At 71.6% G+C, this 26,000-nt stretch carries 16 protein-coding genes and 4 pseudogenes; 9 read left to right on the top strand and 11 right to left on the bottom strand.

The window, feature by feature from the left end; all coding sequences use genetic code 11:
* Positions 1 to 19: 19 nt before the first annotated feature.
* From ACEZDE_RS20065 to ACEZDE_RS20055, 3 genes and pseudogenes are all read left to right on the top strand, one after another.
* Positions 20 to 469 (top strand): annotated as a pseudogene (locus ACEZDE_RS20065) (discoidin domain-containing protein); the annotation flags it as partial.
* A 96-nt stretch (positions 470 to 565) separates the two neighbouring features.
* Positions 566 to 1,435, top strand: a pseudogene (locus ACEZDE_RS20060) (DUF1996 domain-containing protein); the annotation flags it as partial.
* A gap of 96 nt (positions 1,436 to 1,531) precedes the next feature.
* A complete protein-coding gene (locus ACEZDE_RS20055; protein ID WP_380537696.1) occupies positions 1,532 to 2,095 on the top strand; it encodes a hypothetical protein in 564 nt (187 codons plus the stop codon).
* A gap of 57 nt (positions 2,096 to 2,152) precedes the next feature.
* Here the strand turns inward: ACEZDE_RS20055 and ACEZDE_RS20050 are convergent, their stop codons facing one another.
* Positions 2,153 to 3,184, bottom strand: a complete 1,032-nt coding sequence (locus tag ACEZDE_RS20050) for a LuxR C-terminal-related transcriptional regulator (RefSeq protein ID WP_380537695.1) — start codon at positions 3,182 to 3,184, stop codon at positions 2,153 to 2,155.
* Between the two features lie 227 nt (positions 3,185 to 3,411).
* On the opposite strand from ACEZDE_RS20050, the gene ACEZDE_RS20045 reads away from it, so the two are divergent.
* Complete coding sequence (locus tag ACEZDE_RS20045; protein ID WP_380537694.1) at positions 3,412 to 4,194, top strand: G1 family glutamic endopeptidase; 783 nt, start codon at positions 3,412 to 3,414, stop codon at positions 4,192 to 4,194.
* A 50-nt stretch (positions 4,195 to 4,244) separates the two neighbouring features.
* Here ACEZDE_RS20045 and ACEZDE_RS20040 read toward each other — a convergent pair whose 3' ends face one another.
* The 4 genes and pseudogenes from ACEZDE_RS20040 to ACEZDE_RS20025 all read right to left on the bottom strand — a co-directional run bounded on the left by ACEZDE_RS20040 (position 4,245) and on the right by ACEZDE_RS20025 (position 8,544).
* The gene (locus ACEZDE_RS20040) at positions 4,245 to 4,484 is read right to left on the bottom strand and encodes a hypothetical protein (RefSeq protein WP_380537693.1); all 240 of its coding nucleotides are present in this window, start codon (positions 4,482 to 4,484) and stop codon (positions 4,245 to 4,247) included.
* Between the two features lie 97 nt (positions 4,485 to 4,581).
* Positions 4,582 to 4,785, bottom strand: a pseudogene (locus ACEZDE_RS20035) (TOBE domain-containing protein); the annotation flags it as partial.
* Positions 4,786 to 4,951: 166 nt separating this feature from the next.
* Positions 4,952 to 7,675: a molybdopterin-dependent oxidoreductase gene (locus ACEZDE_RS20030; protein WP_380537692.1), complete on the bottom strand. Its 2,724-nt coding sequence runs from the start codon at positions 7,673 to 7,675 to the stop codon at positions 4,952 to 4,954.
* Positions 7,672 to 8,544: an FAD binding domain-containing protein gene (locus ACEZDE_RS20025; RefSeq protein WP_380537691.1), complete on the bottom strand. Its 873-nt coding sequence runs from the start codon at positions 8,542 to 8,544 to the stop codon at positions 7,672 to 7,674. The genes ACEZDE_RS20030 and ACEZDE_RS20025 overlap by 4 nt, the downstream gene beginning before the upstream one ends.
* Positions 8,545 to 8,777: 233 nt before the next feature.
* On the opposite strand from ACEZDE_RS20025, the gene ACEZDE_RS20020 reads away from it, so the two are divergent.
* From ACEZDE_RS20020 to ACEZDE_RS20010, 3 genes are all read left to right on the top strand, one after another.
* Entirely contained in the window at positions 8,778 to 10,496 is a 1,719-nt protein-coding gene (locus ACEZDE_RS20020; RefSeq protein WP_380537690.1) for a PucR family transcriptional regulator, read from the top strand.
* A 217-nt stretch (positions 10,497 to 10,713) separates the two neighbouring features.
* Positions 10,714 to 13,110 (top strand): discoidin domain-containing protein, encoded by a 2,397-nt coding sequence (locus tag ACEZDE_RS20015; protein ID WP_380537689.1) that lies wholly within the window; start codon positions 10,714 to 10,716, stop codon positions 13,108 to 13,110.
* A 77-nt stretch (positions 13,111 to 13,187) separates the two neighbouring features.
* Positions 13,188 to 13,943, top strand: coding sequence for an AAA family ATPase (locus ACEZDE_RS20010; protein WP_380537688.1), 756 nt, complete (start codon positions 13,188 to 13,190; stop codon positions 13,941 to 13,943).
* On the opposite strand, the gene ACEZDE_RS20005 is transcribed toward ACEZDE_RS20010, so the two are convergent.
* From ACEZDE_RS20005 to ACEZDE_RS19995, 3 genes are read right to left on the bottom strand one after another with little or no spacing between them, the layout of a single operon-like run.
* A complete protein-coding gene (locus ACEZDE_RS20005; protein ID WP_380537687.1) occupies positions 13,923 to 15,464 on the bottom strand; it encodes a hypothetical protein in 1,542 nt (513 codons plus the stop codon). The two genes, ACEZDE_RS20010 and ACEZDE_RS20005, sit on opposite strands and share 21 nt — an antisense overlap.
* Positions 15,461 to 17,068, bottom strand: a complete 1,608-nt coding sequence (locus ACEZDE_RS20000; RefSeq protein ID WP_380537686.1) for a DUF2079 domain-containing protein — start codon at positions 17,066 to 17,068, stop codon at positions 15,461 to 15,463. The genes ACEZDE_RS20005 and ACEZDE_RS20000 overlap by 4 nt, the downstream gene beginning before the upstream one ends.
* Positions 17,065 to 20,712: a CDP-glycerol glycerophosphotransferase family protein gene (locus ACEZDE_RS19995; RefSeq protein WP_380537685.1), complete on the bottom strand. Its 3,648-nt coding sequence runs from the start codon at positions 20,710 to 20,712 to the stop codon at positions 17,065 to 17,067. The genes ACEZDE_RS20000 and ACEZDE_RS19995 overlap by 4 nt, the downstream gene beginning before the upstream one ends.
* A gap of 944 nt (positions 20,713 to 21,656) precedes the next feature.
* Here ACEZDE_RS19995 and ACEZDE_RS19990 point away from each other — a divergent pair.
* Positions 21,657 to 22,037, top strand: coding sequence for a DUF7878 domain-containing protein (locus tag ACEZDE_RS19990; protein ID WP_380537684.1), 381 nt, complete (start codon positions 21,657 to 21,659; stop codon positions 22,035 to 22,037).
* An 84-nt stretch (positions 22,038 to 22,121) separates the two neighbouring features.
* Here the strand turns inward: ACEZDE_RS19990 and ACEZDE_RS19985 are convergent, their stop codons facing one another.
* Positions 22,122 to 23,735 carry a purple acid phosphatase family protein gene (locus ACEZDE_RS19985; protein WP_380537683.1) on the bottom strand — a complete coding sequence of 538 codons (1,614 nt, stop codon included), beginning with the start codon at positions 23,733 to 23,735 and terminating at the stop codon, positions 22,122 to 22,124.
* A gap of 122 nt (positions 23,736 to 23,857) precedes the next feature.
* On the opposite strand from ACEZDE_RS19985, the pseudogene ACEZDE_RS19980 reads away from it, so the two are divergent.
* A pseudogene (locus ACEZDE_RS19980) lies at positions 23,858 to 23,941 on the top strand (inositol monophosphatase family protein); the annotation flags it as partial.
* A 257-nt stretch (positions 23,942 to 24,198) separates the two neighbouring features.
* Here the strand turns inward: ACEZDE_RS19980 and ACEZDE_RS19975 are convergent.
* Positions 24,199 to 25,491 carry a homoserine dehydrogenase gene (locus ACEZDE_RS19975; protein ID WP_380537682.1) on the bottom strand — a complete coding sequence of 431 codons (1,293 nt, stop codon included), beginning with the start codon at positions 25,489 to 25,491 and terminating at the stop codon, positions 24,199 to 24,201.
* Positions 25,492 to 25,520: 29 nt separating this feature from the next.
* Positions 25,521 to 25,997, bottom strand: coding sequence for a flavin reductase family protein (locus ACEZDE_RS19970; protein WP_380537681.1), 477 nt, complete (start codon positions 25,995 to 25,997; stop codon positions 25,521 to 25,523).
* Between the last annotated feature and the right edge of the window lie 3 nt (positions 25,998 to 26,000).

Below are 26,000 nucleotides of genomic sequence, written 5' to 3'. Positions count from 1 at the left end.
TTGGAAGGTGCAGGTCTTCATGAGGCCACGCCCCTTGTTCACCGGACGATGGACCTCGCGTCCTCGCCGGCTCAGGCGAACCGCCCTGACCGCCACCATCGCCGTGCTGCTGGCCCTGCTCGGCCTCAGCGGCTCGTTCGCCCCCAGCGCGAGTGCGGCCGGGACCCTGATCTCGCAGTCCCGGCCGGTCCTCGCCTCGTCCCTGGAGAGCGCCAACTTCCCCGCGGGCGCGGTCGTCGACGGCGACCCGACCACCCGCTGGGCCAGCGTCCAGAACAGCGACCCGCAGTGGATCCAGATCGACCTGGGCGCGGGCGCCACGATCAACCAGGTCGAGCTGGACTGGGAGGTCGCCTACGCGAGCGCCTACCAGCTGCAGACCTCGGACGACGGCACCACCTGGACGTCCATCTACTCCACCACCACCAGCACCGGCGGCAACCAGGTGCTCAACGTGACCGGCGCCGGCCGCTACATCCGGATGTACGGGACCGCGCGGGGCACCCAGTACGGCTACTCGCTGTACGAGTTCAAGGTCTACGGCACCGCCCCCAACTCGACCGCCGGCTACGTCTTCGCGGACCCGCCGGTCACCGGGGTGGTCCCGTCCACCTACAACCCGCCGCACGCCTACTTCCACGAGTTCCAGGCCCAGTGCAGCGCCAACCACGTGCTGCCGGACGACCCGATCGTCTTCCCGAACCAGCCCGGGGCCTCGCACCTGCACACCTTCCTGGGCAACACCACCACCACCGCCGCCACCACTGAGGCGTCGCTGCAGGCGGGCACCTCCACCTGCTTCGCCCCGCTGGACAAGTCCGGCTACTGGATGCCCACCGTGCTCAACGGGACCACCCAGATCCTGCCGGTCGGCACCCAGACCATCTACTACAAGACCGGAGTGAACGACTACACCAGCGTCCGGCCGTTCCCGGTCGGGCTCCGCTTCCTGGTCGGCAGCCCGGCGGCGACCGCCACCCAGTTCGCCACCGACCCCGGCTACGTGGCCGGTTGGGAGTGCGGCAACACCTACAACAGCATCGACATCCCGGTGACCTGCGCCGCGGGCAGTGAGCTGGACATCCGCTACCAGGCCCCCAGCTGCTGGGACGGGATCCATCTGGACACCCCCGACCACAAGAGCCACATGGCCTACCCGGTCAACGGCGTCTGCCCGGCCGACCACCCGGTCGCCGTGCCGATGATCGAGTTCAAGATGGCCTTCCCGGTGAGCGGCGACATGTCGCAGGTGCACCTCTCCAGCGGGCGCGGCTTCTCCTTCCACTACGACTTCTACAACGGCTGGGACCCGGCCACCCTCGCCGCCATGGTGACCCACTGCATCAACGGCGGGCTCCAGTGCGACGACACCGGCTACGACCAGAGCCAGCCGGCCAAGGGCGCGGTCCTGAACAGCCAGGGCTACCTGCTCTGAGCTGAACCGGCACGACTTCTCCTCCCCAGGGCTCCCGGTCCCTCCTCCGTTGCGGCGGACGGGGCCGGGAGCCCCTCACCGTCGTCAGGAAGCAAGATGAATGCACGTCAGATCCTGTGCCACCGGGGCGCGGTGGCCGCCACAGCGGCCGTGCTGGTCGCGCTGGGGGCCGCCGGATGCTCCTCCTCCGGGCCTACCGCAGCGACAACCGCCGCCACTGCGACGCAGAGTGACGGACCGTCGGACGCCGCGCACATCGTCTGCACCGACACCGCCAGGAACGAGATCACCGGCGCGCTCGGCATCGACACCACCGAGCCGCTCGCGCCGACCTGGACCGACCACACCTACGCCTGCCGCTATGCCTTCGCGGACGGCTCGATGCTGCTCTCGGTCAAGGACCTGACCGACGCGGCGGCCACCACCGCCTGGTTCGACTCGCTGCGCGCCGCCGCCACCGGCAGCACCCCGCTCAGCGGGATGGGCGACGGCGCGTTCCAGCAGCCGGACGGCGACGTGGTGGTCCGCAAGGACGACGCGGTGCTGGTCGTGGACGTCACCGCGCTGCCGGCGAACGTCGGCAAGCCGGTCCGCCCGCGCGCGGTCGCGGCCCGCACAGTGGCGCAGACTGTGATGATCTGCTGGAAGGAGTACGGCTGAGACCGCCCGGCGGGCCCGGCGGTGTCCGGCCGGGCGGGTCCTGTGTGCCGTCCGGGCTCAGAGCAGCCCGCGGCGGGCGGCCTGGACGCCGGCCTGGAACCGGTTGCCCGCGCTCAGTCCGGTCATCAGCGCACTGACCCGGCGCTGCACGGTGCGGGCGGAGATGCCCAGGTGCCGGGCGATGCCGTCGTCGGTCATCCCGGCGGCGAGCAGGGTCAGCAGGTCGAAGTGGTCGGCGTCCGGCTGCCGGTCGGGGGTGGGGACCGGGAGCGACTGCGCCCACTGGGCGTCGAAGGTCTGGGTGAGCGCGTCCAGCAGCGGGGAGGGCCGCACCAGCAGCGCCCGGCTCAGCTCGGCGCCGGTGGCCAGCGGCAGCAGCGCCCAACGGCGGTCCACCAGGGCCAGCTTGAACGGGAGGTCGGCCACGGTTCCGGCCTGCTCGCCCGCGCCGACCAGGCCGCGCACCTCGTCCAGCTTGTCCGGCTGGAGCAGCGCCGCCCGCTCGTACACCGAGCGGACCGGGACGCCGCGGCCGAGCACGGCCAGCTCCGGACCGGCGTTGTCGACCTGGACGAACGGCGGCTTGTCGAGGATGTCGACCTGCTCGGCGGCTCCGTCCAGCAGGCAGAGCCACAGGTCGGCGATGGCCTCCCGGCCGGTCACCACCTCGACCAGGTCGCGCAGGGCCGGGTCGCGGTCGCCGCGCGAGCGGTGGTAGTCGTCGAGCAGCCGGGTGATCTCCTCGTGCAGCCGGGCCGACTCGGCCTCGCGGTCGCGCAGCACCCGTTGCAGTGCCAGGTCCGGCGCGACCGCGGTCCAGCGGCTCGGCGCGGACCGCGGCCGGGGCGGCCGGGCGAGGGCGCGCGCGTCCAGGGCGGTGAGCTGCTGAAGCACCGTCACCTGGTCGAGTTCCAGGGCGCGGGCCAGTTCGGCGAGGCTGGTCGGCCCGCGGCGGCAGAGCTCGACGTAGACGGCCTCCTCGGCGCTGCTGATCGCCTGCGAAGGGCCCGGCGACCGGCCCTGCGGTGATCCCGGCGGCGACCCGGGCCGCTCGGACCGGCCCGGTTCGCTGGTGTGCGCTGCGAGCACGGCACCCCACTTCTCTTCGTACGTCGCGGCATCCGCCCTGCACGGACATCATCGCAGAAAGACATGACGGAAACATGTCATGTCTGGATTCCGCAGCCCGCCCGGCCTTCCGCGGCGTCCGCGAACTGGCCAGCATTCAGTCACAGCCCGCCCGCCGCACCCACCGGACGCTCGGGCCGGACGACGTACGCGTCCCGCACTCCCGCCCCCACAGCCAGGAGTTTCGCATGCCCTCAACCCGCTCGCACGCCACCGTCCTCGCGGCCCTCGGGCTGGCCTCGGTCGGCCTGCTCTCCGCCGTCGCCCCGGCCGCGTCGGCGTCCGCCGCCGCGGCCGTGCAGCCGCAGTCCCTGTCGCAGGCCCAGTCACAGTCGCAGGCGCACGGGGTCCGGTACGGCTATGTGCCGATCAGCCCCGCCGCGCACGGCAGCGGCATCGGGCCGCTCGCCAGCAGCAGCCCCTGGGGCGGCTACGCCGCCACTGGCAGCGGCTTCACCAGCATCACCGGCTCCTGGACCGAGCCCGCGGTGACCTGCAACAGCCGCAACAACCTGTTCGCGCCCTGGGTCGGCATCGACGGCTACGGCTCGCAGACGGTCGAGCAGACCGGCGTCGAGACCTCCTGCTCCAGCGGCCGTCCGGTCTACCGGGCCTGGTACGAGATGTACCCGGCGCAGCCGGTCTACCTCAGCAACCCGGTCTCGGTCGGCGACAGCTTCACCGGCACGGTCACCACCACGGCGGGCAGCGGCAGCTACCGGCTCACCCTGGTCGACAACACCAAGGGCTGGAGCTACACCACCACCCAGCGGCTGCGCGGCGCCAACGTCAGCGCCGAGGCCATCATCGAGTCGCCGACGCAGTCCTACCCGTCGTTCAACGCGGTGACCTTCACCGGGATCACCGTCAACGGCAACACCTTCAGCGCCTACCGCCCGATCGCCCTGGCCAGCGGACAGTACGTGCCCACCGCGCTCAACGGCGGCACCTTCTCGCTGATACCGGGCTGACCGCGGGCGGTGACCCCGGGCGGCGGCCGGGAACAGCGGCCGGCCGCCGCCTAGGCCGGGGGCGTCGGCGGTGCGGGGGGTGTCGGGGGCGTCGGCGGGAGGTCCTCCCGGAGCAGTGACGCGTAGCGGACGTAGCGGACCGGGGCCTCGCGGATCATCTCGATGGCCTGTTCGCAGTCCGGCTTGCTGTCGAAGCGCAGCTCCATCACCGGCTGTCCCGGGCCGATCGGGATCAGCTGCAGGATCCAGGCGTTCAGGCTGTCGCGGGTGACCGTGAAGGTGAACTCCACTGTGCGGGCCTCCTGACCGGTCGGCGGGAACGTCGCAGCCCAACGCTACGGCCGCGCCCGCACCGCAGCATCCGGAGGCCGCCGGGCCGGGTCAGACCGTGGAGAGGGAGACCTCGGTGGACTTGATCATGGCGCAGACCGGGCTGCCCTCGGTGATGCCCAGCTCCTTGACGGCCTCAAGGGTGATCGCGGCGGTGATGTCCTGTCCGCCGTGCAGCCGGGTCCTGACCGTGGCCATCACCTCGCCGGCGGTGACGGAGGCGACGGTGCCGGGGATCTGGTTGCGGATGCTCAGGCTCATGGGGTCCTCAGGTGAGAGGGGCGAAAGCAGGCACGGGTCCGAGCCTGCCGTGTCCCTGACTACGGTAGTGCGGCGCGGGTACGCCCGCCGGTTCGACGGGCAGAGGCCGCGGCCGGTGAGTGAACGTTCACTACGGCGTCGCCGCACGTCCGCAGGCCGGACCGCCTTACCCCCGCCCGTCCCTGATGCGCTCCCAGATCCGGTCCCGGGTCAGCGGCAGCCGGGTGAAGCGCAGGCCGGTGGCGTCGCGCAGGGCGTTGGCCAGGGCGGGCGCGACCGGGTTGAACGGGCTCTCGCTCATCGACTTGGCGCCTAGCGGTCCGATCGCGTCCGCCGTCTCGGTGAAGTGCACCTCGGTCCGCGGCACCTCCGCGAAGGACGGCAGGTGGTAGCGGCGGAACGCGGCGGTCGACACCGCGCCGCGCCCGTCCACCAGGACCTGCTCCCACAGCGTCGCGCCGAGCGCCTGGGCGATGCCGCCCTCGACCTGGCCCCGGCACTGCATCGGGTTCATCACCTTGCCCGCGTCGGCGGCGTGCACGCTGCGCAGGATCCGCAGCTCCCCGCTGCCGGGGTCGACCGCGATCCGGAACCACTGCGCGTTGAAGGCGACCGACCGCGGCGTGCCGCCCCAGTAGCCCGCCGCGGCGACCTCGCGTCCGGCCGCGGTCATCGCCGTGTGCAGGTCCTTGAGCGCCAGCCGCCGCTGTCCGTCGGCGCGGACCACCGCGTCCGGTTCCAGGCGCCAGTCGGCCGCCGCGGTGCCGGTCGACTCGGCGGCGAAGCCGAGCAGCTGCCCGGCGAGCGCGGTCCCGGCCCGCAGCACCGCCTTGCCCGCCACCACCGTGCCGGTCGAGCCGAAGGCGCCGGTGTCGTGCCGGACCACGTCGGTGTCGGACTGCCGGACGGTGATCCGCTCGGCGGTGGTGCCCAGCGCCCCGGAGACGATCTGCTGGTGCACGGTGGTGGTGCCGTTGCCGAACTCGGCGGTGCCCACCGCGAGGTCGTAGCCGCCGTCCGGGAGCAGCGTCAGCACGGCGTCGGCGAAGTGGCCGCCGGGCGGTCCGGTGGCGATCATCGACATCGCCATGCCCTCGCCGAGCAGCCAGCCGGGCGGCAGCTGACCGTCCGTCACCGGCTCGGCGGCGGCCGTCCGCACCACCGCCAGGCACTGGTCCAGGCCGTAGCTGGCGATGTGCAGGTCCTCCTCCGCGCCGTCGGCGGTCAGCATCGGCTCGCCGGGGCCGATGATGTTGCGGACCCGGAACTCCACCGGGTCCATCCCGATCCGCCGGGCCAGCTCGTCCAGCACCTGTTCCATCGCGAAGACCACCTGGCCGAGCCCGTAGCCGCGGAACGCCCCGGCCGGGACGTTGTTGGTGTAGACGGCGAAGCCGTCGACCTTCTTGTTGGCGCAGCGGTAGACCGACACCGACTCCCCGCAGCCGTGGAACAGCACGGCCGGGCCGTGGTTGCCGTAGGCGCCGGTGTCGGAGACGATCCGCAGCTGGATCGCGGTCAGCGTCCCGTCCCGGCGTGCGCCGACCTTGGCGTGGACGGTGAACGGGTGCCGGGTGGTCGCCGAGGTGAACTGCTCGGCCCGGGTGTACTCCAGCTTGACCGGGCGTCCGGTGCGCAGCGCGGCCAGCACCACGATGTCCTCGACCAGCATCTCCTGCTTGCCGCCGAAGCCGCCGCCGACCCGTCCGGCCAGCACCCTGACCCGGTCCTCGGGCAGGTCGAACAGCGCGCACAGGGCACGCCGGGTCAGGAACGGGGTCTGCGTGCTGGAGCGGACCACCAGCCTGCCGTCCTCCTCGAACCAGGCGACCGCGCCGTGTGTCTCCAGGCTGGCGTGCTGCACCCGCTGGGTCCGGAAGGTCTCCTGGTAGACCTCGTCGGCCTCGGCGAAGCCGTCCTCGACGCTGCCGATCTCGCCGTGCACCTCGCCGACGACGTTGTCCCGCGGACGGGCGATCCTGGCGGTGGCCGCGTCCTTGGGGTGGACCACCGGCGCGCCCGGGGCCATGGCCAGCTCCGGGTCCAGCACGAACGGCAGCACCTCGTAGTCGACCGCGATCCGGCGGCAGCCCTCCTCGGCCGCGCCCTCGCTCTCGGCGACCACGGCGGCGACCCGCTGGCCGACGTGGCGGACGGTGTCGTCCAGCACCCGGGTGTCGTCCGGGTCCTCGGTGGGGTGCTCGTGCCGGGCGGTGGAGAACAGCCGTTCCGGGGCGTCGTGGTGGGTGAGCACGGCGACCACGCCGGGGACCCGGAGCGCGTCCGCGGTGTCGATGGAGCGGATCCGGGCGTGCGGGTGCGGTGAGCGCAGCAGCTTGAGGTGCAGCAGCCCCTCGACCGCGACGTCGAAGGTGTAGCGGGCGGTCCCGGTGACCACCTGCGGCCCGGCCGGGGCGGGCAGGTTGCGGCCGACCGCCTCGCCGGGGGCCGGCTCCTCGGCGTGCCGCCGGCCGCAGACCGCGTCCTCGATGGCGCGGTAGCCGGTGCAGCGGCAGAGGTTGCCCTTGAACGCCCGGGGCAGGTCCGCCCGCAGTTCGTCGTCCAGGGCGGCGGTGGTCATCAGGTAGCCGGCGGTGCAGAAGCCGCACTGGAAGCCCTGGGCGTCCAGGAACTTCTGCTGCACCGGGTGCAGCGCGTCCCCCTCGGCCAGCCCCTCGACGGTGGTGACCCGCCGCCCGTCGGCGCGGAACGCCGGGTAGAGGCAGCTGTGCACCGGCTCGCCGTCGACGTGGACGGTGCAGGCGCCGCAGTCGCCCGCGTCGCAGCCCTTCTTGACGCCGAACCAGCCGCGTTCGCGCAGATAGGTGCGCAGGCACTGGCCGGGGCGGGCCGGCTCGGCGGCCTCCTCGCCGTTGACGGTCATCCTCATGCGGTCGTCCTCGTTCTTGTCGTCCTGGTCGTTCCCGGCAACTCGCGGCGGATCTCATCGGCCAGACGCAGCGTCATATGGCGGCGCCAGTCCGGGAGTCCGTGGATGTCGTCGAACCAGCTGCCGTCCGGCACCGCCGCTGTGACCGCCCGCCGCAGCTCACCGGCCGTCGGCGGCAAGGGGAACCAGAGCACCACCGGACGGACGGTGGAGGCGGTGACGGTCAGCGTCAGCGAGCCGTCGGCCGGGTCGAGGCGGCCGATCAGCAGCGCGGCCGAGCGGCCGTGCTCGTGCAGCGAGGCGCGGCGGAAGGCGGTACGGCTGCGCAGCGCGGCGTCCGGCAGGGTGATCGAGCGCAGCAACTCGCCTTCGCCGAGCGCGTTCCGGCCCGCTCCGGTGACGAACTCGGCGACCGGGAGCCGCCGTTCCCCACCGTCCAGGGCGCGCAGGGTGCAGACGCCGTCCAGGGCGGCGGTGAGCGAGATCATCGGCCCGGCGGGCAGCGAGTTGCAGAGGTTGCCGCCGATGGTGGCCATGTTCCAGATCTTGAAGGAGGCCAGGAAGGAGCGGCAGCACTGGGTCACCAGCGACTGGTTGGCCGCCCAGCCGCGGGGGCCGCCGGGTTCGCCGGTCCCGCCGGGCAGGGTGAAGCGGGAGAGCTGGGCGACGGTGCAGGTCGCGGCGAGCTCCAGGCCCTGGGGGCGGACGGTGATCGGCGGCCAGCCGGCGGTCGAGAGGTCGCGCAGCCGACGCAGGTGCGGCTGCGGCTCGGAGAACAGATAGGTACCGCCGCCGAGCCAGGCGTCGCCGGGCCGCCAGGGCTCGGTCCAGGGCACCGGGCCGGATTCCGTGACCGTGTTCAGATCCACTCCGGAGCACCTCTTCGCTGTCTCTTCGCTCGCTCTTCTTGCGTTCAGGCCCCGATTGAAGCAGCGCTGTGTTACGGGCGACGACTGGTCGCAAGCACGAACCCCGGACCGGGTGACTGGTCGATCAACCAAGAGCCGTTTACGGCATTTGGAGTCGCATCTACGATGACCAAAGGCACCTTTCCCTCGCTAGTGCGGTTGGACGTCTCGGTGCGGAACGCGAGGAGTGATACATGATCGTCGGAGACCTGCTGCGGCTTGAGGACCTGCCGCTCGGCCTGGCCTGGGGAACCGAGGAACTGCTGGACCGCCGGGTGACCGGGGTGACCTCCACCGACCTCCAGGACCCGGCCCGCTACCTCCAGCCGGGCGAGCTGGTGCTGAGCGGGCTGGTCTGGTGGAGCCCCGAGGCCGAGGCGGTCGGGGACGCGGCGGTCGGGGGCGAGGGCGCCGGGGACGAGGCGGCCGGGACGGGCACGGGCAGCGCGGAGACCGCCGGGGCGGAGCGGGTGACCGGGGCCGCGCTGCGCTTCGTCACCTCGCTGAGCAGCGCGCGGGTCGCCGCGCTGCTGGCGGGGGAGGGGACGCACGGGCGGGTGCCGCAGAGCCTGGTCGACGCCTGCCGGGTGCACGGCGTGCCGCTGATCTCGATCCCGGCCGGGACCAGCTTCCGCGCCGTGACCGACCGGATCTACCTGCGGCTGTGGGGCGAGCTGAACGCGGGCACCGCGCGGGCCGGCGGGCTGCCGGAGTCCGCCCGGCAGGAACTGGCCGCGATGCTGGAGTCGGGCACCCCGCCCGCCCGGATCCTGACCCGCGCGGTGACGGTACTGGGCCTGCCGCGGTGCGCGGTGCGCTCGGCGTCGGGACGGCTGATCGCCGCGTCGGACGGCGGGAGCGGCGAGGCGGGGGCGGAGGCGGGAGCGGAGCGGGAGGCCGCCCGGGGCGACGCGGTCGAGGGTGCGGAGGTCGGGGCTCCGGTCGAGTTCGCTGCGGCTGTGCCCGCCGCTGCTGTCGACGACGGGGCTGTGCTCGATGGTGCCTCCTCTGCCTCGGACTCTGCCGACGGGTCCGGCCGGCCCGATGCCCGGGTTCCGGTCGGGACCCCCGGGGGCTCGCCGTTCGACGCCTGGTATCTGGTCGGACCGGCTCCGTCCTCCGCCCTGGCGGACCTGCTGGCCCCGCTGCTCCTCGGCGCCCGCGCGCTGGACTCCAGCCTGCGGGCCGCCGCGTCCGCGCTGTTCGAGCTGCTCGCCGCCCCCGGCACCGCCGATCCCGCTGCCTTCACCCACGCCCTCGGCACCTGCTCACTGCCCGTCGGCGAACCGCTGACCACGGTGACCGCCCGGATCGACCACGCCTCGCCCGGCTGGGCCCTGGACGCGCTGACCGAACTGCTGCAACTCGCCGGAGCCCGCTTCGCCGCCGGGACGGACGACCGCGGCGAGGCCGCCGCGGTCGTGGCGGGCGGGGTGGGGGATCTGCTCCCGTTGCTGTCCGACCTGCAGCGACTCCTCGGACCCGGGCAGGTGCTGCGGGTCGGCGTGGGCCCCACCGCCGACTCGCAGGCCTCCGCGCTGCGGGCGTCGCTGGCCGGCGCCCGCTACGCGCTGGCCTCGGCCGACCCGTACGCGGACGCGGCCCGGACGGACTCGCTGGCCGCGCTGCTCGCGGGCATCCCGGCGCCGGTCACCGCATCGTTCCACGAGCGGCTGCTCGGGCCGCTGTTGGTGAACGACCGAGAGAACACCGTGTCGCTGCTGGACACCCTGGCCGCGTTCCTTGAGCACAACTGCTCCTGGGCCCGCACCGCGAAGGCGCTGCACGTCCATGTGAACACGGTGCACTACCGGGCCCGCCGGATCGAGGAGTTGACGGGGCGCAGCCTGGTGCTGCTCACCGACCAGGCCGACCTGCGCGCGGCCCTGCTCTGCACGCCGACGCGCCGGTAGCGGCGGCGGTGGATGGGCAACTGTTGTCTTCTTACAGCTGATAGACAGCTTACAAAATCTCTACAGTTCATTTTTTTCTCTCCTTCGTTCACATCTTGTATCGCCTTGCAGGGGCTGCTTAAGTGGGTCCGCGTGAGGCGGCAGGCCTTTGTGCCATGGGATGTGGCAGGGACCTGACACCTCAGGTTCCCCCACCCACCCAGGAGGGCCGTACCCGATGGCCGACCATCGTTCCATCCACGCATTCCGCAAGAACCGGAGAGCCCAGGCCCTGGCCGCCGCCACGGCGCTGGCCACGGCAGCCCTCGGGCTGCTGGTCGCCGCCCCGGGCGCCTCAGCCGGCACGGTCCCGACCGGCGCCGCCCCGGTCGGGCTGACCCAGGTCGCCGCGTCCGCCGCGAACGGCTCCGGGGCCAACCTCCCCGGCATGACCGAGTACGAGGCCGAGGGCGCGCAGGCGAGCAGCAACGGCAAGCTGATCGGCCCCGACTACACCCAGGGCGACCTCGCCACCGAGGCCTCCGGCCGCCAGGCGGTGCAGCTCACCGCGCAGGGCCAGTACGTCCGGTTCACGCTGACCGCCCCGGCCAACGCGGTGGACCTGCACTACGCCGTCCCGCAGGGCGCCTCGGGCACGCTGTCGGTCTACGTCAACGGGACCAAGCTGAGCACCGGGCTGTCGCTGACCTCGGCCTACAGCTACATCAGCACCGGCGGCATCGCCGGCAGCAAGACCCACAAGCTCTACGACGACGCCCGGATGATGCTGCCGTCCACGGTGCCGGCCGGATCGACCGTCACATTCCAGGTGGACGCGGGCGACTCGGCCCTGCCGTACACGCTCGACGTCGCCGACTTCTTCGACGTCGCTGCCCCGGCCGCACAGCCGGCCGGCTCCATCTCGGTGGTCAGCGACGGCGCGGACGCCAGCGGCAGCGGCGACTCCACCAACGCCTTCCGCACCGCCATCGCCGCGGCGGCTGCGGCGAACGTGCCGGTGTGGATCCCGCCGGGTACGTTCAAGATCACCTCGGCGCTGCAGGTGGACAAGGCCACCATCGTCGGCGCGGGCAGCTGGTACTCGCAGCTGGCGACCAGCGCGTTCATCAACAACACCTCGGCGGTGTCGGGGCCGGTCAACCTCAGCGGCTTCGCCATCCTCGGCAGCACCGTCGGCCGCCACGACGACAGCACCGCCAACGCGATCAACGGCTCGCTCGGCAGCGGCTCGGACGTCGACGGGCTGTGGATCCAGGACACCAACGTCGGCTTCTGGCTCCAGTACGGCAACAGCGGGATCACCGTGCAGAACTGCGTGGTGCTCTCCACGGACGCGGACGGCCTGAACTTCAACGGCAACGCGACCAACGACACCGTCAAGAACAACTTCCTGCGCAACACCGGTGACGACGGCCTGGCCCTGTGGTCCATGCCCGCCCCGGACACCGGCATCACGCTCAGCGGCAACACCATCGTCCAGCCCTCGCTGGCCAACGGCATCGCCGTCTACGGCGGCTCCGACAACACCGTGACCGGCAACACCATCGCCGACACCAACGCGCTGGGCAGCGGGATCGCCGTCTCCAACCAGGCGTTCCTGTCCCCGTTCACCCCGCTGTCCGGGACCACGACGGTGTCGGACAACACCCTGCTGCGGACCGGCGCGCTGAACCCCAACTGGGGCCACGCGATGGGTGCGATGCGCTTTGACTCCTACAACTCGGCCTTCACCGACGCGACGGTGAACGTCAGCGGCAACGCGGTCGACGACAGCCCGTACGAGGCCTTCGAGATCGTCTCCGGCGGCGGCACCGGCTACGCCGTGAGCGGCCTTACCCTCACCGACAACACGGTCGACTGGACCGGGACCACCGTGTTCCAGGCCGAGACCACCGGCTCCGCCTCGGTCAGCGGGCTGACCGCGTCCAACGTCCAGGTCGCCGGGACCTACAACTACGGCTACCCGGACAACACCCCGGGCGACTTCACCTTCAACCAGGGCAGCGGCAACTCGGGTTGGAGCACCACCCCGGTGCTGACCGCCTTCCCGACGCCGTCCTCGCTGCCCCCGACCGGCTCCGGCGGCGGCACCCCGCCGACCTCGGCGCCGCCGACCACCACCCCGCCGACCACCACCCCGCCGACCACCACCCCGCCCACGACCGCGCCGCCGACGACGGCTCCGCCCGCGGGCACCGACCTGGCGCTGCACGCGGCGGTGTCGGACACCGGCCACACCCAGGACTACACCGCGTCCAACGCCGTCGACGGTGACGCCAACTCCTACTGGGAGAGCACCGACAACGCCTTCCCGCAGAGCCTGACCGTCGACCTCGGCTCGACCCAGGCGGTGGGCCGCCTGGTCCTCAAGCTGCCCCCGGCCACGGACTGGTCCACCAGGACCGAGACCCTCTCCGTGCTGGGCAGCACCGACAACTCCAGTTACACCACCCTGTCCGCCTCGGCGGGCCGCACCTTCGACCCCGCCACCGGCAACACGGTGACGATCACCCTCCCGGCCGGGACCAGCACCCGCTACCTGCGGCTGACCTTCACCGGCAACACCGGCTGGCCGGCCGGGCAGCTCTCCGAGCTGGAGGCCTACACCTCCTGACGCCCTTGTGCCCCGGCGACCGGCGGCGCGTGTCCCCTGGGGACCGCGCTGCCGGTCGCCGCGGCTACCCTCGACGCATGATCCAGGCCCCGGGGTTCCTGCGGTACGTCGAGTTCTCCGTGCCCGACGGCGCTGCTGCCGCCCGCTACCCGTTTGCTCTGCCGCTGGTGTCCCAGCTGCTGCGGCTGGGCCGACTGGACCTCGATCCCGGGGTGACCTTCCTGGTCGGGGACAACGGCTCCGGCAAGTCCACCCTGATCGAGGCGCTGGCCACGGCCGCCGGATTCAACGCCGAGGGCGGGTCGCGCAACTTCCGGTTCGCCACCCGGGCGTCCGAGTCCGACCTGGGGGACCACCTGCTGCTGTGCTGGAACCGCAGGCCGCGCAACGGGTACTTCCTGCGGGCCGAGAGCTTCTACAACGTGGCCACCGAGATCGAGCGGCTGGACGACGACGGCACGCTGCTGCAGTCCTACGGAGGGCACTCGCCGCACGAGCGCTCGCACGGCCAGTCGTTCCTGGACCTGGCCACCCACCGCTTCGGCCCGAACAGCCTCTTCGTCCTCGACGAGCCCGAGGCCGCGCTGTCGGTGCAGGGATGCCTGGCCCTGATCGTCCGGATGAGCGAACTCCGGTCCCAGGGCTGCCAGTTCGTGATCGCGACGCACTCGCCGATCCTGCTGGCCCTGCCCGGCGCCCGGATCCTGCAGATCGAGGCCGACGGCAGCATCGAACGGGTCGGTTACGACCAGGCCGAGCCCGTCGCCCTGACCCGCGCCTTCGTCGGCAACCCGGACCGCATCCTCCGCCCCCTACTGGCCGACGAACCCTGACGACGGTAGTCCGTTCCGCTCCCGGCCGAGTCGGCTGAAGGCCAGCGGCAGGGTCAGCACGCCGATGAAGAACGGTGCGGCCATGTACCGGAACAGCGGGCCCGGGGTGGCGATGAGGACGTTCAGCTGCATTCCGACGGTGACCGCGGCGACCGCGAGGACCTCGCGCCGCCGTACCCTGCGGGCGAGCCGTGCCAGCGCCAGGTAGCTGATCCAGCACCAGGTCGCGCCGTTCCAGACGATCCACAGGATCTGCGGCGTCCGGCCCAGGTCGTACCACCAGTCAAGCACCCGGTGCGCGAGGTCGGACAGCGGCCGGACGTGCATCGACGGGTAGTAGCGGCTGGTGTAGAGGTCCGGGTGCCCGTTGAGGAAGCCGTAGCCGTTGGCGGAGGACTGGACGGCCATCAGGAAGGTCCGGTCGGCGCTGGGCATCACGGCCCAGGCGGGGGTGCCGCGGCACAGGGTGGCGTCGGCCAGCTCCTGCGGGGTGCGCCGGACGGTCCGCACGAAGACGCCCAGCAGTCGGCTGTGCTCGGCCACCGCCGCGCGCTTGTCGAACTGGCCATTCATCAGGGCGTCGGTGCCGTAGCAGTCGGCCCCGGCGGTCTTCCAGTGCTCCAACGGGGCGACGCGGCTCAGCACGGACAGGTCGGCGGCGGTGAAGGTGCCGGGCGCCTTGCTGTAGCTGTAGGCGATGTCCGCGTAGACGAAGGTGTAGCCCGCGTAGTCGACCGGCTTGGTGACCCCCAGCGCCGGGTAGAGACCGTCGTCCAGGGCGAGGAAGACCAGGACGGGGACCAGCACGGCGACCGCGATCCGCCGCCACAGCCACGGCATGCAGGCCAGCATCGCCGCCCCGGCCAGGAGCACGGCGAGGAAGCCGTTGTTCCGGGACAGGCAGGTCAGCGTCAGTCCGGCGCCCATCAGCAGCCAGTCGCGGCGCTGTCCCCGGGCCGCCGAGCCGCTGACCCGCCGTAGTCCGCGCGGTGCCGCGAGCGCGTCGCCGACCAGGTGGGTCAGCGCGGCGAAGGCCAGCACCCCGCCGATGACGTAGGGGACGTCCTTCCAGACGTAGACCACGAAGTCGCCGCTTGAGGGCAGCACCAGCAGTAGCACCACCGAGGCGGTGATCCATCGGGTGCGTACCCGGAACGCGCGCAGGCCCGCGGCCAGGTAGCCGATCGCCGCTGACATCCCCAGCACCTGACAGAGGGTCAGCAGGGCGTAGTCGCCGGTGAGTTTCAGCGAGAGCCAGACCGAGCCGATGTAGAAGACGGAATGGTCGTCGACCCAGTGGCCGGTGGTCGACTCCCAGGTGTAGTCGAAGCTGTCGTAGGTCATCAGACCCGGGTAGAAGGCCGCCCACCACACCAGCCACCCGAAGCAGGCCAGGGCGGCGATGCCGAGCGGCATCCGCAGCCGCGGCGGGATCGGGGCGGCCAGGGCGCGGAGCCGCTCCGGCAGGGTCCGTGCCGGGACGGGGATGGCGGCGGTGGCTGGTGCGGTGGCCTCGGTCATGCCGGTCGCCTCGGGGATGCCGGTTCCTCCGGTGCTGCCGGTTGCTCCGGCAGGGTTCCGGTGGAGCCGCGGCGGCGCAGGCGGGAGAACGCCAGGGGCAGCAGCAGGACGCCGACGACGGTGGGCGTGGCCATGTAGCGGTACAGCGGCGCGGGGGTGGCGGCCAGGACCGTCAGTTGGAAGGCGGCGGTCGTTGCCGCGACGGCCAGCACCTCGCGCCGCCAGATCCGGCGGGTGAGCCGGACGACCAGGGCGTAGGCGAGGTAGCACCAGGCCGCGCCGCTCCAGAACAGCCACGTCAGTTGCGGGACGTGCGCCAGCGCGGCCCACCAGGTGGCGACCCGGTTGAGGCTGTACGACAGCGGGTGGGCGGTGAAAGCGTGGCGGAACGGGCTGGTCGCCAGCTCGGGGTGGGAGATGATCGAGGACTTCAGCGGGCCCGCGTAGCCGGTCGGCGCCACGAAGATGCCGTGGTCGGGGAAGACCGCCCAGGCCTGGTGCGAGCGGCAGAACTGCGCGTCCGCGACGTACTGCGGCGCCTTCCGCAGCAGGGTGGTGAAGGCGCTCATCAGCTCCGGATCGTGTGCCGTGGCGGCCTTCATGCTGAAGCCGGAAGCGGTCAGGATGTCGGTGTCCCAGCACTGCGCGCCGGCGGTCCGCCAGTGCTCCAGCCGGGCGACCGCGGCCATGGCCCGCAACTGCGGCTGCGTGTAGAGCGAGGTGTTCTTGCTGTAGCCGTAGGCGACGTCGGCGTAGAAGAAGCTGTAGGCCGAGTTGCTGACCTGCTTCTGCACCCCCACCGCCGGGTAGACCACGCTGGTCAGCAAGAAGTAGAAGAGGACCGGCAGCACGGTCAGCGGCGCGATCACGCGCCAGCGCCAGGGCAGGCAGGCCAGCAGTACGACGCCGAGCAGCAGCACGGTGAGGAAGCCGTTGTTGCGGGCCAGGCAGATGACCAGCGCGCCCAGGCCGAACACCCACCATTCGCGGCGTCGGCCGTGCCGGAGCCGTCGCTCGCCCCGGGGCAGGCGCAGGGCGTCGCCGACCAGGTGCACCACGGCGGCCAGGCACAGCAGCCCGCCGAGGGCGAACGGGACGTCCTTCCAGACGAAGACGAAGAAGTCCCCGGTCGGCGGCAGCACCCCGTACAGGGCCACCGCGGCGAGGATCCACCGGCGCCGGATGTCGAACGTGCGCAGCCCGGCCGCCAGGTAGCCGACGGCCAGCGCCAGCGCGACGATCTGGCAGAACGTCAGCAGGGCGTAGTCGCCGGTGAGTTGGAGGGTGAGCCAGACGCAGCCGAGATAGGGGATGGAGTGGTCGTTGATCCAGTGGCCGGTGGTCGACTCCCAGGTGTAGGTGAAGCTGTCGTAGCTCATCAGCCCCGGGTAGAAGGCCGCCCACCAGATCAGCGACAGGAACAGCGAGAGCCCCGCCGCCGTGACCGGGAAGCGCAGCCGCGGCGGAATCCGCCGGACCAGCGGACGGAGCCGCCGGACCAGGGGTCGCGCCCGGCGGATCAGGGGCCGCATCCGCGCGGACACCCGTCCTCCGGCCTCGGGCTGCCGCTGGGGCTGCGGGGGTCGCGCCTGTGTCTGCGTCATCGCATCCCCAGCATTCGGTCCACGACCCGGGCCGAGGCGGTGCCCTCGTCCAGGTCGCAGAAGGCCTCGCGGAAGGCGGTGTACGCGGGGGCGTACCGCTGCGTGATCGGGTCGAGGTCGCGCAGCGCGGCGATGAGCTGCTCGGAGGTGCCCAGCAGCGGGCCGGGCGCCTGCTTCTCGAAGTCGAAGTAGAAGCCCCGGAGTTGGTCCCGGTAGTGCTCCAGGTCGTAGGTGAAGAAGAGGATCGGGCGGCCGGTGATCGCGAAGTCGAACATCACCGAGGAGTAGTCGGTGACCAGGACGTCGGTGATCAGGAACAGGTCCTGGATGTCCGGGTAGCTGCCGACGTCCAGGGCGAAGCCGTCGCCGGTGCCCTCCACCGGTTCCACCACGTGCGCGTGCGGGCGCACCAGCAGCACATGGTCGTCGCCGAGGCTCCGCCGGGCCTGCTCCAGGTCGAGTTGCAGGTTGAGCTGGTGGCCGCCCTGGTGCCGGACCCGGTCCTCGCGCCAGGTCGGCGCGTACAGCACGACCTTCTTGCCCTCGGGCAGCCCCAGCGTGCGGCGGACCTGCTCGGCGCGCTCGCCGGCGTCCTTCGCGAGCAGGACGTCGTTGCGGGGGTAGCCGGTCTCCAGGACCTCCCCCTGGTAGCCGAAGGCCCGTCGCAGGATCGGCGTACTGAAGCTGTTCGGCGAGATCAGCAGGCTCCACTGCTTGGCCTCGCGCTCCAGGTCCTTGAGGTAGCCGGTGTCGCTGAACCAGGGGTTGTCGAAGTCGAAGCCGATCCGCTTCAGCGGGGTGCCGTGCCAGGTCTGCACGATCACCTGGCCCTCGCGGCGCCGGATCCACGGCGGCAGATGGGTGTTGCCGACGATGTAGCGGCAGCGGGCCAGCGCGTCGTACCACTCCGGGCTGTTGTAGACGACCCTGGTGGCGGTCGGCGGGACCACCATCCGGTCGTCCCGGACCACCCACAGGTGGTCGAGGTCGACGTCGCGTTGCAGCAGCTCCTCATGGACGGCCCGGGGCGAGTCCGAATACGACTTACCCTCGAACACGTCGTAGAGCACGGCCTGCCGCAGCGGTCGGCGCAGGGCGGCCGGGTACTGGACGGTGAGCAGGCGGCGCTGGTGGTACCGGCCACGGGCGTCGTCCGCCAGGTCCCGGGCGGCCTCGATGCACAGCCGGTCGTAGCGGCGGCGCTGGAGCACGACCTCTTTGTCCCTGGCCACCGTGGCGAGCGGCAGCGCGTCGAACGCGCCGGGGGCGAGATGGGCGACGGTCTCCACGACGCCGCCGGGGGTGTCGGGGGAGTCGGGGGCGCCCGGGAGCTGGATCCGCACGCCGACCTCCCAGACGCCGCCGAACAGCGGCAACTCCCCGGCGTAGCCCGGGTTGGGCAGGGCGGGCAGCACGGTGCGGAAGCGCCCGTCGGCGGCCTCGGCCGGGTGGATGTGGGTCTTGGCGTGGTAGCTGTGCCGCAGCACCCACGCGAAGGAGTGGTTCCCCGGCAGCGGGAAACTGCCTTCGAGGACGAACCCGGAGTCGGCGTGGCTGACCGCGACCCGCTCCACCAGCGGCTGCAGCAACTCCTCCGCGACCTGGAACAGGCCGTCGGGGGAGGGCTTGAAGCAGAGCATCCGTGGCGGCGCGTCCGCGGTCCCCGGCGTGGGGACCTGCGGCCAGGCGGGGGTCCGCCGGTCGTCCATGGCCAGGTCAAGCGTCTTGCCGTCGGGCAGGACCAGGACGCAGCTCCAACGGTCCGTCTCCTGCTGCAGGTAGCTGGGGCGCAGCGTGCCCTCGGCCTCGCGGACGGCGCTGACCGCGGCCGGGTCGATCAGCGCGGTGAAGGCGGTGTCGCCGGCGGTGCTGTCGCTGGTGCCGCCGTCGGTGCCGTCGGTCGGGTGCAGCGTCACCGGGAAGTCCAGCACGGCAGTCGACCCGGCCTCCTCGTGCCGCAGGCGCAGTCGGATGCCCTCGGCGGCGTACTCGGCGGCGAGCTGCCCGTGCAGGGCGACCTGGTCGGTGCGGTCCTGCCCGGTGGCCCGTTCCACCCGGTCGACTCGGGCCTTGACCGTTTCCACCTTGATGTAGAGGTGCGCGTCGCGCATGTGCGGGATCACCCGGACGTTCTCGGCGACCCACAGCGGCGAGGGGAACTGGGCGGCGCCGCTCTGACCGGCTTTGAGTCGGCTCTGCCGGGGTCGGCCGCGGCCGAAGACGCCGACGGTGACCTGCCAGTCCCCGTCCACCCACTGCCCGCGGTGCTTGAGCCGGGCGGGGTCGAGGGAGGCCTTGAAACCGGCCCAGTCGCAGTGGCGCAGCGGCTGGTCGTTGGTCGACGCGGTGACCTCGGGGGAGAAGACCGTCTTCGCCGGGATCGCCAGAAGCCCGCGGCTGCCTTTCTTACGCAGGATCAGTGCCTTGACGGCGTCGCTGCGGTGCTCGGCGCCGAGGTGCTTGGGGTAGGCGAAGCCGCTGAGGTGCAACCGCCCCTGGTGCCAGTCGGCGGTGTGCAGTCCGGCGCGCACGATCAGTTCGCTGTCCAGGCGCAGGACGGACTTCGGGACGGGGGCGCTGTCCCTGAGCGAGGGGTAGTCCGCGTAGTGCCGCACGGTGCCCTTGAGCGGGATGGTCCTGGGGTACTCGCGCTCGAAGCGGAGCAGGTCCTGAAGGTCGGTCAGTCGGCGCTGGGCGGTGAGCCAGTACTTGACCCGCAGCGGCTCGGGCAGGGTGTCCAGGACGCCGGAGCCGATCCGGGCGGTCATCCGTCCGACCTGGTCCAGGAAGGCCTCCTGGAAGTCGGCGCCGCCTTCCAGGAGCGCCCGAAAGAACAACGGGATCTCCTCGACCAGGGAGTTCTCGTCGTAGAAGCGCAGGTGCCGGGCGAAGGCGGGGTCGGCGGCGGCCTGCTCCTTCAGGAAGGTCCGCACCTGGCCCATGGAGGTGATCCGGTCGACCAGGCCCTTGGGGTCGGTCCGGTTCTGGGTGATCGAGCGGGCGCCCGCCTCGCGTTCGCGCCAGTGGTAGATCGGCTCGCTGAGGATGTCCACGCTCGTGGCCAGGAAGTGCAGCGGCACACTCACCGGGGCGTCCTCGTAGAGGATGCCCGGGTACCGCATGTCGTGCCGGTCCCAGAAGGTGCGGCGGTAGACCTTGTTCCAGGCGGTGCGGTCGGTCACCAGGTTCGGGCGCTTGGAGATGTGCGTGCGCAGCGCGGTCTCGGCGAACGGCCTGCGGTGCACCGGGGACTGCGTGAAGCCCACCGAGCGGAAGCGCAGCACATTGCCGGCCGCGAAGTCGGACCCGGTGGCGTCCAGGGTCTGCACCATCAGCTGGTAGGCCGTCGGCGGCAGGGTGTCGTCGCTGTCGGCGAACGCCAGGAACCCGGCGTCCGGGTGCACCTGGCGCACGCCCGCGTTGCGGGCCGGGCCGAGGCCCTGGTTCTCCTGCCGTACCAGCCGGAACCGCTCGTCCTCCGCGGCGAAGCGTTCGGCGATGGCGGCGCTGTCGTCGGTCGACCCGTCGTCGACCATCACCACTTCGAGGTCGGTGAGGGTCTGCGCGGCGATGGAGCTCAGGCACTCGTCGAGATAGCGCTGGACGTTGTAGATCGGAACGACCACGGAGAGACGTGGGGCCATGGGGAGCTGGGGGCCTTTCTGGGGGCTGGCGCACTGCATTTCCGGTGCTCGGGACCGGAAATACGGAGTGCGCCGCTGGACAAACCGAGCCGCAGGCCGGAATCGCGGCTCCCAAGGGTCTAGCACGACGAGTCATACGGGCCGTAAGAATTTGACGCACAATTCGCGTAAGCAAGCGGAGGGTAAGGGTCGGGTGAATCGTAAGGATTGAATTCGAGCGGGCGTGTCCTGCTCGGACGCCTGGATCCTCCGCCGTGCTGCCGCCGGCCGGGCCGCCGCTCGCGTCGTCCGCACCGCCTCCCTCGGCGCGCGCGAACCCCTCCCGTTCGCCGCCCCCGCTGTGGACCGCTCGGCGCCGCACCGCACTGCGACCCGGTATCCGTGCCGGGCCGACCAGCGGGATTACCCGATTGCGCGACTTGGGGGTAGCTTTGTCTACACAGTTGTAGACAAACGCCGGATAGCGGATTCAGGAGGCGGCGTATGCGACGCGTCCGGCAGGCGTGGTCCTGGTTGCGGTCCGAGCGGGGCGGCGAGGCCCTGGGCTTCATCGCCCTGGCCATGGCCCTGTGGCTCTGGGCGAACGTGCCCTCCTGACGCGGGCACCGCGCTGACCTGGCCGGAATCGACCGCACGTCCGCCCTTCGGCGCCCCGGGGACGGCGACTGAAAGAGCGCAGTAAGCAGAAAGCGCAAATTCCACCCGGATGAACGCGAGGTGAAATCAGAATGTCACCGCTGTGTTCGCCGGTGATTTCGCGGGTGCCGCCGCACCCGCGCGGAATTCGAGCAGCCATCCGCAAAGGGTGCGAGGCGGCAATCGCTTTCAATCCAGTAATATGGGCCCGGACCACCGGACCGCCCGACCATGTGTGAGGTGATCAAGTGGTGAAGCTCGCCTGGCGGAACTTCGGTGCGCCGGATCTGGCTCGCCGGGGAGTCACCGTGGACTCCGCTCCCGTGGCGCTGCTGCTCGTGGACATCGAGGCAGACTTGACCATCAGCGACGACAGCGGTCTCGTGGTGTGGAGCGAGGACGGGTTCCCGGTGGCCGAACTGACCTGCGCCTTCTCACTGTGGCTCCGCCTCCCGGACGGGGAGCGGGGCGACTTCGCGTTCGACTCGATGAGCTACGCCGAACCCGGTGCGGTCCAGATCACGGCGACCGATGAAGGCTGGCGGGTCGGCTCTGTCTTCACCCCGGACACCCGGAGTGCTCCCGCGACCTGGGCGAGTCTCGCAGCGGACCTCGCTGTGTTCATTGAGGCGGTGAGCGACGAGGTGATCGCGCTCGGGATCAAGCCCGGCTTCGTCCCGGGCCTCTGACCGGAGCCGAGCGTGGACCGCGCCGCCGCCCGCTTCGGGCCTGCGGCGCCGGTCCACGTCGGCCGGTGATCCTGTTCGGGCGGTTCAGCGGTGGCTGCTGCCGCCGCCGTCCGAGCGCTTGCGGTGCAGGGTGAACTGCTCGAAGACCGACATGTCGCCGCGCGGCTTGTTGATGTTGTAATAGGTGACCTGCAGTCGGGTGGTGTCGCCCGGGTGGCGGCCGGGGTCGACGGTGAACGAGGCGAAGCCGTAGGGGTGGTCGGTGTCGCGGACACCGGTCCAGATCGCCTGCTCCTTGACGTAGGTGGCGGTGCGCTTGCCGTTGGCGCCCGCGGTCGCGGAGACGGCGGTGATCACCTTGCCGGTGCCGTCCTTGAAGAACGACTGGTTGGTGGTGCCCGACACGCCGCCGCCGCCCAGCACCATGTGCACCGTGCCGAGGGAGGTGTCGATGTCGTCGGCGGCGGTGGACACCGGGTTGGGTGTGAGCGTCTCACTGCCGGAGACCACGCCGCGGACGGCCAGCGAGCGCTCGTAGTTGTGCTCGTGGCCGCAGACCACCAGGTCGACCCCGTACTTGTCGAACAGCGGGCCGTACTTCTGACGCAGGCCCAGGTCGGAGCCGTTGGCGTCGGTGGAGCTGATCATCACCTGGTGCATCGCCACGACCACCCAGTCGATCTCGCGGGAGGACCGCGCCGCCTTCAACTCCCGCTCCAGGAACGTCAGTTGACGGCCGCCGGAGTAGCCGCTGATGTAGACGTCGCCGCCGTCCTGGAGGCAGTTGTCGTCGTTCTGCAGCACGATCACCCGGACCGACCCGGCCGTGAACGCGTAGTAGAGGCCCGCCAGTTCGGCGTCGGTCTCGGTGGAGGGGAGGGAGAAGTAGGTCTGGTAGGCGCCCAGGCCGATCGGGCCGTTGGCGGCCTCGATCTCGTGGTTGCCGGCCGCCGGCATCCACGGGCGGAAGCGGGCCGAACGGGTGTTGTTGGTGAAGAAGTTGTTCCAGGTGCGGACCCGGTCCACGTCCAGGTTGGCGTAGCAGAGGTCGCCGTTGAGCAGGTGGAACAGCGGGGCGACCTGCTCGATGCCGGAGACGATGTCCTTGGTCGCCGGGGTGGAGTTGGCGTCCAGGCCGACCGTGCTGCCGTCCGCGGCCCAACTGACCTGCGGGGCCGACTGGTCGCCGAAGCTGGTGAAGGTCAGCGGGGCCCGACCGCGGGGCGCGGTGCGGAAGTTGCCGCTGTCCGGGGTGGTGCCGCGGTGCGACACCAGGTAGAGGTAGTCGGTCCCGGGCGAGAGCCGGTTCAGTGCGGCGTGGTGCACGTAGACGGTGCGGCCGGACTTGCCGTCCACATAGCTGCGGGTCTTCGCGTCCGCGCTGGAGCCGAAGCCGTGCTTGAGCGTCCCGTACATCACCCGGGGCTTGTCGACGACGCCGTCGGTGATCCAGGAGACCACCATCTGGGTGCTCGGGTCCGCGCCGAAGGTCAGGTGCAGGCCCTGGATCGGCGGGGCGCCGGCCGTGTCGGGCGTCGGGTTGAAGGCGGGCGCCCCGAACGGCGCCGCCGCCTCCGCGGGGGCGGCGCTGAGCAGCGGCACGGCCACGGCCCCCGCGCCGGCCGTGCCCAGCAGCCCGAGAGCGTGGCGACGGGAGAGCCCTCCGGGCTCCTCGGGGGTTACGAGCGGTGCGTCCATGGTGTGATCCTCCCGGCAGGCGCGACAGACGGCCCCCACCCTCCTGCCCGCCGATGGCCACCCGGTGAATACGGCCTTGCCGCCAACCGTCGGCTTCGCTCGGGCGTCCTCTGCGCATGATCGACGGGGCCGCCGCGGTGGCCGACCCGTTCAGCGGTGAGGTCTTCTTCACCGGCGGGAAGAGCGCCCGGGTGCGGCGGGACGGGGTCGTGCACCGGTCCGACTCCCGTGCGCCGTCCGGCTGCAGGCGACCACGCCGCGGGTTCGACCGGAGACCGGAGACCCCGGCCAGGGCCGGCCCGGTGGCGAGCCGGGGGAAGAACCCGCTCTCCCTCCCGGGTCACCCCCCGACCCGTGGACCGGCACCGCCCCCGGTGGGGGACGGTGCGGCCTCGAACGTGCCGACCGGGGACGTGCCGTCGAGCGACCGGAAACCGGTCTCGTTGTCTGACGTCCCCCGATGCTAGGAGTAGATCCGTAGCACCCGGCTGACGTGGCGGACGTGCCCCAGTCCCTTTAGTTCGCCGAGCGCGTCGCCCAGCGCGCGCTCGGTCGCCGGGAAGGTGATGAAGACGACGCGCGCCTGGGACTCCGAGCCCTGCTGGTCGGCCTTGCGGATCGAGACGCCGTGGCGTCCGAAGACCCCCGTCACCTGGGAGAGCACACCCGGGGCCTCGTCCACCTCGGTGCGGACGTAGTAGGAGTGGGTGAGCTCCTGCGTGGACCGCAGGACCGCGCGGGGGCCGACCGGGACGCGACGGTGCGTACCGCGGCGCAGATGGTCCGCCGCGGCGAGGACGTCGCCCAGGATGGAGGACGCCGACGGGCGGGGGCCCGCGCCGCGGCCGTAGAACATCAGCTCACCGGCGGCCGAGGTGGTGATGAACACCGCGTTGAAGCTGTCGCGGACGCTCGCCAGCGGGTGGTCGCGTTCGATCAGGGCGGGGAACACCTGGACCCCGATCTCCCCGCCCCCGGCATCGTCGGTGAAACGCTCGGCCACGGCCAGGAGCTTGATGTCGAACCCGAACTGCGCGGCCAGCCGGAAGTCCTCGGTGTCGAGGCCGACGATGCCCTCGCGGGTGACGTCGTCCGCGACGACGGACTGGTTGAAGGCCAGCGACGCGAGGATGGCGAGCTTGGACGCCGCGTCGTCGCCCTGGACGTCGGCGGTCGCGTCGGGCTCGGCCAGCCCGAGTTCCTGAGCGTTCGCCAGCGCCTCGTCGAAGCTCAGGCCGTCGCTCATCATGCGGGTGAGCATGTAGTTGGTGGTGCCGTTGACGATGCCGGCCACGCGCGTCACGTCCTCGCCCAGCAGCGACTCCCGGATCGGGCGCAGGATCGGCACCGCCGCCACGGCCGCGGCCTCGAAGAAGAGGTCGACCCCCGCCCGGTCGGCCACGGCGAACAGTTCGGGGCCGGCACTCCCGATGAGCTGCTTGTTGGCGGTCACCACCGGCTTGCCCGCGTTCAGCGCCGTGGTGATCAGCTCACCGGCCGGTGTGGTTCCACCGATCAGCTCGACCACGATGTCGACGTCCTGCGCCTTGACGACCTCAAGGGCGTCCCCGGTGAAGAGTTCCGGGTCCAGCCTCGGTGAACGCGGTTTATCCGGATCGCGCACCGCGATACGCACGAGGTCGAGGGATATACCAGCCGCGTCCTCGATCGCAGCACGTCGTTCGACGAGCAATTCGGCGAATGCCTCCCCGACGGTTCCGCATCCGAGCAGCCCGATTCTTATATGATCTACCATGCTGCGGATCGTACTGGACCGGACTGCGGTCAGGACAGGAATTCCAGCGGTTTCTCAGAGTGTGGAAGATGGGTCCCGAAGTTGCGCCGGTGGTAGACCAGCGGTGCCCTGTCCACGATCGATTCGGCGGCGTCGACCCGGCCGAGAATGACGACGTGGTCTCCCCCTTCGACCAGGCCGGCCACCGTCGAGGCCACCCAGGCCGGTGACTGGGAAATGCGGGGGAGGCCGCAGTCCGTGCGCCAATCCGTGCCGTGGAACTTGTCGGCCCGGCTTCTGCCCGCGAACGCCGTCGCCAGGTCCTCCTGGTCGGCGCCGAGCACGTTGAGGCCGAAGCGGCCGGACTCGCGGATCGCGGCAAGGGTCTTCGACCTGCTGTCGAGCGAGATCAGAACCATCGCGGGCTCCATCGAGAGCGAGGAGAACGCGCTGACGGTCGCCCCGAAAGGCAGGCCGCCGTCCGTCATGGCCGTCACGATCGACACCGGTGTGGCGACACAGGACATGAC

It is taken from the genome of Streptacidiphilus cavernicola, assembly GCF_042510955.1.
Lineage (GTDB): Bacteria > Actinomycetota > Actinomycetes > Streptomycetales > Streptomycetaceae > Streptacidiphilus > Streptacidiphilus cavernicola.
This window is presented reverse-complemented; position numbering and strand designations above follow the sequence as displayed.

Excerpts from the sequence above, each read along its gene's own strand:
- ACEZDE_RS19970 (WP_380537681.1), bottom strand. The coding sequence starts at position 25,997 with ATGTCCTGTGTCGCCACACCGGTGTCGATCGTGACGGCCATGACGGAC.
- ACEZDE_RS20030 (WP_380537692.1), bottom strand. The coding sequence starts at position 7,675 with ATGAGGATGACCGTCAACGGCGAGGAGGCCGCCGAGCCGGCCCGCCCC.
- ACEZDE_RS20055 (WP_380537696.1), top strand. The coding sequence starts at position 1,532 with ATGAATGCACGTCAGATCCTGTGCCACCGGGGCGCGGTGGCCGCCACA.
- ACEZDE_RS20020 (WP_380537690.1), top strand. The coding sequence starts at position 8,778 with ATGATCGTCGGAGACCTGCTGCGGCTTGAGGACCTGCCGCTCGGCCTG.
- ACEZDE_RS20015 (WP_380537689.1), top strand. The coding sequence starts at position 10,714 with ATGGCCGACCATCGTTCCATCCACGCATTCCGCAAGAACCGGAGAGCC.
- ACEZDE_RS20045 (WP_380537694.1), top strand. The coding sequence starts at position 3,412 with ATGCCCTCAACCCGCTCGCACGCCACCGTCCTCGCGGCCCTCGGGCTG.
- ACEZDE_RS20000 (WP_380537686.1), bottom strand. The coding sequence starts at position 17,068 with ATGACGCAGACACAGGCGCGACCCCCGCAGCCCCAGCGGCAGCCCGAG.
- ACEZDE_RS19985 (WP_380537683.1), bottom strand. The coding sequence starts at position 23,735 with ATGGACGCACCGCTCGTAACCCCCGAGGAGCCCGGAGGGCTCTCCCGT.
- ACEZDE_RS20005 (WP_380537687.1), bottom strand. The coding sequence starts at position 15,464 with ATGACCGAGGCCACCGCACCAGCCACCGCCGCCATCCCCGTCCCGGCA.
- ACEZDE_RS19995 (WP_380537685.1), bottom strand. The coding sequence starts at position 20,712 with ATGGCCCCACGTCTCTCCGTGGTCGTTCCGATCTACAACGTCCAGCGC.
- ACEZDE_RS20010 (WP_380537688.1), top strand. The coding sequence starts at position 13,188 with ATGATCCAGGCCCCGGGGTTCCTGCGGTACGTCGAGTTCTCCGTGCCC.
- ACEZDE_RS19975 (WP_380537682.1), bottom strand. The coding sequence starts at position 25,491 with ATGGTAGATCATATAAGAATCGGGCTGCTCGGATGCGGAACCGTCGGG.